6 protein-coding genes and 3 pseudogenes are annotated in these 6000 nt (G+C 58.4%); 7 read left to right on the top strand and 2 right to left on the bottom strand.

What is annotated here, in order from left to right; all coding sequences use genetic code 11:
• The 4 genes and pseudogenes from BDK61_RS23700 to BDK61_RS22190 form a co-directional block, all read left to right on the top strand.
• Nucleotides 1-502: pseudogene (locus tag BDK61_RS23700) on the top strand (hypothetical protein); the annotation flags it as partial.
• 98 nt (nucleotides 503-600) lie between these two features.
• Nucleotides 601-1875 carry an IS4-like element ISHma1 family transposase gene (locus BDK61_RS22200; RefSeq protein ID WP_121303601.1) on the top strand — a complete coding sequence of 425 codons (1275 nt, stop codon included), beginning with the start codon at nucleotides 601-603 and terminating at the stop codon, nucleotides 1873-1875.
• A gap of 10 nt (nucleotides 1876-1885) precedes the next feature.
• On the top strand, nucleotides 1886-2404 hold the full coding sequence (locus BDK61_RS22195; protein WP_121304780.1) for a hypothetical protein: 519 nt from the start codon (nucleotides 1886-1888) through the stop codon (nucleotides 2402-2404).
• 35 nt (nucleotides 2405-2439) lie between these two features.
• Nucleotides 2440-3270 carry an IS5 family transposase gene (locus BDK61_RS22190; RefSeq protein WP_121303441.1) on the top strand — a complete coding sequence of 277 codons (831 nt, stop codon included), beginning with the start codon at nucleotides 2440-2442 and terminating at the stop codon, nucleotides 3268-3270.
• A 30-nt stretch (nucleotides 3271-3300) separates the two neighbouring features.
• Here the strand turns inward: BDK61_RS22190 and BDK61_RS22185 are convergent.
• A pseudogene (locus BDK61_RS22185) lies at nucleotides 3301-3465 on the bottom strand (IS4 family transposase); the annotation flags it as partial.
• Nucleotides 3466-4538: 1073 nt separating this feature from the next.
• Between BDK61_RS22185 and BDK61_RS22175 the strand changes: the two are divergent.
• Genes BDK61_RS22175 through BDK61_RS23695 form a run of 3 tightly spaced genes read left to right on the top strand, consistent with a single transcriptional unit; the run spans nucleotide 4539 to nucleotide 5259 of the window.
• Nucleotides 4539-4838, top strand: a complete 300-nt coding sequence (locus tag BDK61_RS22175; protein WP_121304777.1) for a hypothetical protein — start codon at nucleotides 4539-4541, stop codon at nucleotides 4836-4838.
• Nucleotides 4838-5095: a hypothetical protein gene (locus tag BDK61_RS22170; protein ID WP_121304775.1), complete on the top strand. Its 258-nt coding sequence runs from the start codon at nucleotides 4838-4840 to the stop codon at nucleotides 5093-5095. The genes BDK61_RS22175 and BDK61_RS22170 overlap by 1 nt, the downstream gene beginning before the upstream one ends.
• Nucleotides 5092-5259, top strand: coding sequence for a hypothetical protein (locus BDK61_RS23695; RefSeq protein ID WP_167467423.1), 168 nt, complete (start codon nucleotides 5092-5094; stop codon nucleotides 5257-5259). The genes BDK61_RS22170 and BDK61_RS23695 overlap by 4 nt, the downstream gene beginning before the upstream one ends.
• 191 nt (nucleotides 5260-5450) lie before the next feature.
• Here the strand turns inward: BDK61_RS23695 and BDK61_RS24430 are convergent.
• Nucleotides 5451-5734: pseudogene (locus BDK61_RS24430) on the bottom strand (IS5/IS1182 family transposase); the annotation flags it as partial.
• Nucleotides 5735-6000: the final 266 nt, after the last annotated feature.

Genomic DNA, 6000 nt, shown 5'->3' with positions numbered 1-6000 from the left:
TTCAGATGGTAGTGACAGTCCCGATGGTGTCGGCCTCGAGACGACAGTGGAAGGTGGTGGCACCGAAGGAACCGGAACGGCCGCCAGCGCAGCGACAACCGAGGGCGACAGCGGATTCACCGACGATGGGCAAGCCGCGACAGAAACGAGCGCAGACGGAGACGCAACCGCCAAAGTAGATACCGGTTCAGAGGAGTCAGCAGACGGCAGCCCGGACTTCGGGTCGTACGCACCACTGGCCAGAGATGCTATCGAAGATGTCTGTGGCAAGGTTGCTCCCGATGATGGTGGCGAACTCGCCAACATCGCTCAAGAACTGTGGTCGGAGTTAGGCGAAGACGACTACTATCGGTCGATGCTCACACTGTCCCAGATCGCCGCAGCAGAGGGAATGGAATTCAAGCCGAGAGAACTCCACACCAGCGTTCAACAGCAGGCCACTGGAGACAAGCCGGATGCAGAAACAACAGAACAAGTCGACGCACCATCTGTCTTTAGCTAAGAGACGAACCACGTGACAGCAGCGGCTTATCGAGGCTACTTTTCGAGAGGAATGAGGAGGAGTCCGCTGTGCACACTGACACCTCCTCGTCGAGAATCATGCGTCGGCTCACTACACTGTTTCCCTCCGAGTTCCTCGAAGAGCACGCCGAGGAACTCGGCGTGGTCGAGCGAGAGGGCAAGCTTCAGATTCCTGTCCTCGTGTGGGCGCTCGTGTTCGGCTTCGCCGCAGGCGAGAGCCGAACACTCGCTGGGTTTAGACGCTGCTACAACGCTACAGCTGACGAACCGATCTCTTCTGGCGGTTTCTATCACCGGTTGACGCCTACTCTTGCAGAGTATCTCCGCGACCTCGTCGAGGCCGCGCTCGACGAGGTCGCTGTCCCTGATGCTGTTGACGCTGATATCGACCGATTCAGGGACGTGATGATCGCTGATGGAACCGTGTTGCGGTTGCACGAGTTCCTCTCTGATGAGTTTCAAGCCCGCCACGAGGAGCAGGCTGGAGCGAAGCTCCACCTGCTCCACAACGCCACCGACCAGACGATTGAACGGATCGATGTGACTGATGAGAAAACGCACGACAGCGCGCTGTTCAAGACGGGATCGTGGCTGCAAGGACGACTGGTTCTGTTTGATCGGGCGTACTTCAAATACCGCCGCTTTGCGTTGATCGACGAGAACGACGGCTACTTTGTGAGTCGGCTGAAGCAGAACGCAAATCCGGTGATAACGGCGGAATTACGGGAATGGCGCGGCCGCGCCATTCCCTTGGAGGGCAAGCAGATCCACGACGTGGTCAATGATCTCTCGCGGAAGTACATCGACGTAGAGGTGGAAGCAGAATTCAAGCGCGGCCAGTACGAGGGAACTCGGTCGCTGGACACGAAGCGGTTTCGCGTCGTCGGCGTCCGCAACGAGGACGCCGACGACTACCACCTGTACATCACGAATCTGCCGAGAGAGGAGTTTCTCCCGGCGGATCTAGCGACGCTGTATCGGTGTCGATGGGAGGTAGAAACGTTGTTCCGTGAGTTGAAAACGCAGTACGAACTGGACGAATTCGACACGAACAACCCTGATGTCGTGAAAATTCTACTATACGCTGCGTTGCTGTCACTGCTGGTGAGCCGAGAGTTGTTGGATCTGGTCACCGAGCAGGCCGACGATGAGATCGTGTTTCCGCCGGAACGCTGGGCGGCGACCTTCCGGTCGCACGCCCAGCTCATCCTCCACCAACTCGGTGAGTACCTCGGCTACTCGCCACCGCCGTTGCTGGAGCGGCTGATCGAGGATGCTCAGAAGATCCACCAACAACGACCGATCTTACAAGAGACGCTCGCTACCGCTACACAACCGAGGTGTGAGTCTTAGCTAAAGACGAATGGTCGACGCACCAACCGGGGAAGCCACACCCCACGCTTCCGACGTCGACGAGAACGGCGGCGAAGACAGCGCTGAGGACAGCGGTAGTCAAGCCGACGCCGAGACAGCTGACGCTACTGGAGACGAAGACAAGGGTAGCAGCGACACCGCGGCGTCGGACACTAGCATGGTGGACAGTAGCGGGGACGAGCGCCCCGCCAGCGACGTGCCCGAGTCCGATGACGGGAACAACACTGATACAGATTCCCAGAGGACTGAGGATGCTGAGAGTGGCGATGTTCAGGAGCAGAACAGTTCCCACCCCGAAGATATGCACACAGACACTGAGGTAAATGAAAGCACTGAACAGACAGACAGCGCAGACCCTCCCGGACAGGGCTCAGGTGAACCCGAAGAGGTTGGTTTAGGGACTAGCGATGAACAGGAAACAGCGGACGAAATGGAGTCGAAGCACCCAGCGAACGTTACTTTAGACGGCTCTGTTGAATCACTAGACGGCGTCGGGATAGGTCGCTAAATCAAAGGAGTTGAAGCGGGATGATTCGGTTGCCTATGACACAAATCTCCCGCTTCACTGGTGAGATTGTGCCGATTGCTCAAGTTGTTACCGGTGATGGAGACGAATCCGCCGCCCCGGAAGGCGGCGGCGGATTCGCCGACTATGCCATCGTTTCCCTGCATTGTCTGCGGATCTATCTTGATACATCCTACCGGATGACGATTGACCTGCTCAAAGAGATGCCACAAATAATCGGGGAGATCGGCCTCAGCGCGGCCGATCTCCCCTCTCCATCTACGTTGTGTAAAGCGTTCGACCGAATCGAAATGAGCGTCTGCCGAGTGTTGCTGCGCCAGTCGGCGCAGCTGCACGACCCATCGAAACACGCTGCTATCGACGCTACATTCTACGAACGCTCAGCAGCGAGCCGTCACTACTGCCAGCGCATAAGCTACCGCGTCCAGAAGCTGAAAGTCACGAAACTCGTCGATACAGAGACCCAAGCAATCCTTGACGTACACTGCTCAACGACTCGGGAAGGAAGCGACGCAGACCTCGCTGAGCAGATCGTCCGCCGGAACGCGGGCGATCTGCGGTCTCTAGCGGCCGATAAAGGCTACGACAAGCAAGCGCTCCGTAAAGCACTGCGTGAACTCGGCATCAGACCGCTCATCAAGCACCGCATCTTCGCTCCCTACGACCACGCTCACAACGCCAGAATCGACAAACAACGCTACAATCAGCGCTCTATGACTGAGACCGTTAACTCGGCCGTGAAGCGCTCGCTCGGCTTCGCCGTGCGAGCGCGTTCCTGGTTTCGTGAGTTCCGAGAAATCGCCCTGATGTGTGTCGTCTATAACATCAAACGTGCCGTCAAACAGTGAATTCCACCGCCTTATGGCGATTCAACACAGCCGTCTGAACCCAGCGAGTGTTCGGCTCTCGCCGGCGGCGAAGCCGAACACGAGCGCCCATACGAGGACAGGTATCTGGGGGTTACGGTCACGCTCGACCACGCCGAGTTCCTCGGCGTGCTCTTCGAAGAACTCAGAAGGAAACAGTGTAGTGAGCCGACGCATAATCCGAGACGAGGAGCCGTTGTCGTGCACAGACTCGGCTTCCTCATTCCTTCCCCAAACAATCCTCGATAAGCCGCTGCTGTCACGCGGTTCCTCGACTAACTAAAGACGGATGGCAGTGCTATAGTTGATCGTTTTTATGGAATCGCAGATGCCGCTGGCGGGCGTGTTCGAAGCCGCTGGCAGGTGATCCGATAACAGAATGGGCGACAGCCATGGGCAAATGGCGTGTCGCAACCCATCCAAGATCGCCGAAATCGGCGACAGGCTCTGGACCCGGACTACTTGGGTGACCGATTGAGTCCTATGAGGATGCTGAGCGGAGACCAGAGCCCATCAGGACATGCGACGAGTCCCAGTCAAAACGCTTCCGATAGTCGCACAATCGTACGCCAGCAACGTGATAGAACTCATTACATTCGAGCCTGGTGGCAGCGATCAGCGATGTCGCCGTCCCGTAGACTGTCGTCTCGCTATCGAGGACAGCCACGGAACGAGAATGGTGGGCAGCCGGAAGGAAGTGGGTGTGTGGGGGAAAGTGGCGTGTGCACCATTCGAAATCGTCATCCACGACGACGGGTCCTGGACCCGAAGTCCGCGGTAGCGCAACTGGCTATCAGGGGGATCCGGAGCGGGGACCAGAACCCATTGTATATAAAGACATTCACCAGACAAAACACTTACGCTATGTCATCGGATACATTCCAGATTGTCCAGCTCCAAACACACACGCTGGACACTCTATGTGCCAACAGTCGCACAGACACAGCAAGAAATCCAACAGCAACGACAGTATTCGGTCGGCGGCGGAATGGTGGCCGGCCGGGGGGCGCGTTCAGTGTGGCGAGCGCGTCGGCCACCATTCGCCGTCGTCGCCTGTACCGACTGGTTCCGAACCCAGTCCGGGCAAGCCCATCGAGAGGGCGTACTGACCAGCAAGCTGGACTTCGGAACCTATCCGCTCGATTGGTCACAATCTGTAAAAGTCGTCTTGGCCGACAATTATCACACCGCGGGTCGGGACGACGCTGCCAGCAACACATCGGGCACCCATCTCAGCCGGAGGTCGGCCAATGACTACTCGCCCAACTGCTGGCGAGATCGTCGCCATCACGACCACCAACAGTGAACCGCTGTTGTTCGTCTGTCGCGCAAACGATGAGCACGTCACGGGCATCTTGCTGGCCGACTTGGCGACGGACACGCTCCAGCGGTTGCGGGCGTCCGAACCCGACACGGCTACACGCCAGCAACTGGCGCAGGCCATCGGCCGGACTAACGAGTTACTGTCGTTCACCGTTCCCCACACAGAGTGTGCGCTTGTTGAACGCGCCAGTAGCCGTCCTGGCCCCTTCGAAGGAGGGGGTGCCTAATGGCCCGCGCCGACCCACCACCGGGCACTACGACCGAGACAGCGTCGACAGAAACCGACCTGTGGCGACTCCGCTACATGTTCGGTGAGCTGGAACACTACACCGAGTCGATGGCTGAGTTCCCCACCATCGAGAACTACTACGACCAGCACCGCCGCGGTGACTATGCCCGGGATGTTGTCATCGAGCGCAGGGCGGTTACCCAGGGTGCTGGGGCTGAACAAGACGAGACGCTACGCACAGGAGGAGCAGCGTGACGACCTCAGCCGACCAGCTTGCGGAGGCTCGGGCTGCCGTGGCTGCTGTGGACCTGAATGCATTCAGCCGCGCAGATGCACGGATCGTCCTCGATATCGAAGAAACGCTGGCGGGCCTAGAGCAAGCTTACAGTGAATCGTCGGAGGGAACAGATGGCGCGTGAGTGTCCCGTTGCCGTGGCTTACACGGACGTGACCGGTACTGAACGACAGCGGATAGACGGGAGGGCCAGCCATGGAGTGTGAGGACTGTGGCAAGTCGGGCCCCGCCCTCTCGCCGGTCGTCGTCAGGCAGCGCAAAACCCCCTGTGCAGACTGCAACCCCTACAACCCACTTACTGATGTCTAAGCCGATGAACACGTCCTCTGCGACAAGTTCGAAGTCAGTGATGAACCGTGAGAGTGTCCGCCGGGACGGCGGACTCTCGAAGCCATACTGCCGCCAGACATCCTCGTTGTGGAGTTCTCGCGCAGTCGGACGCGGACCGTAGATGTCGTGATAGAAGCAGTGAAGGACGCCTTTCAGGAGTTCTGGTGGCTTGTGAACCCGTGTTCGCCCCCTCGGATCGGGGCGAACACGGGATAGTCCACAAGAAACGATAGATCCAAGTGTTCGAACAGCGCCGTCGTCTCGGTGTCCAGCGTTTTGAAGACCTGTTCGACCGTAGCGTTATCTGGTAGGACGGAGCTGGTCGTAGACACATCAGATTTATCCTACCGCTTCCTTGTGAGGACTTCTGCACCACCGCCGACTTGGACGAGATATCTATCGAACGCCAGAGGAGAACCATACCGCAAGCGCTGCTGTACCGAGCACACCGGCGCTCCGGATTGGTTCTTAGACTACGTATAGTTCGGACGAGATAGCCCACGGAGGCCGATGATGTTGCGGCATCGATGCCGCA

This window comes from Haloarcula quadrata, assembly GCF_003634715.1.
Taxonomy (GTDB): Archaea; Halobacteriota; Halobacteria; order Halobacteriales; family Haloarculaceae; genus Haloarcula; species Haloarcula marismortui.
Note: the sequence above shows the minus strand (reverse complement) of the source record. Positions and strands in the feature narration are given on the sequence as shown.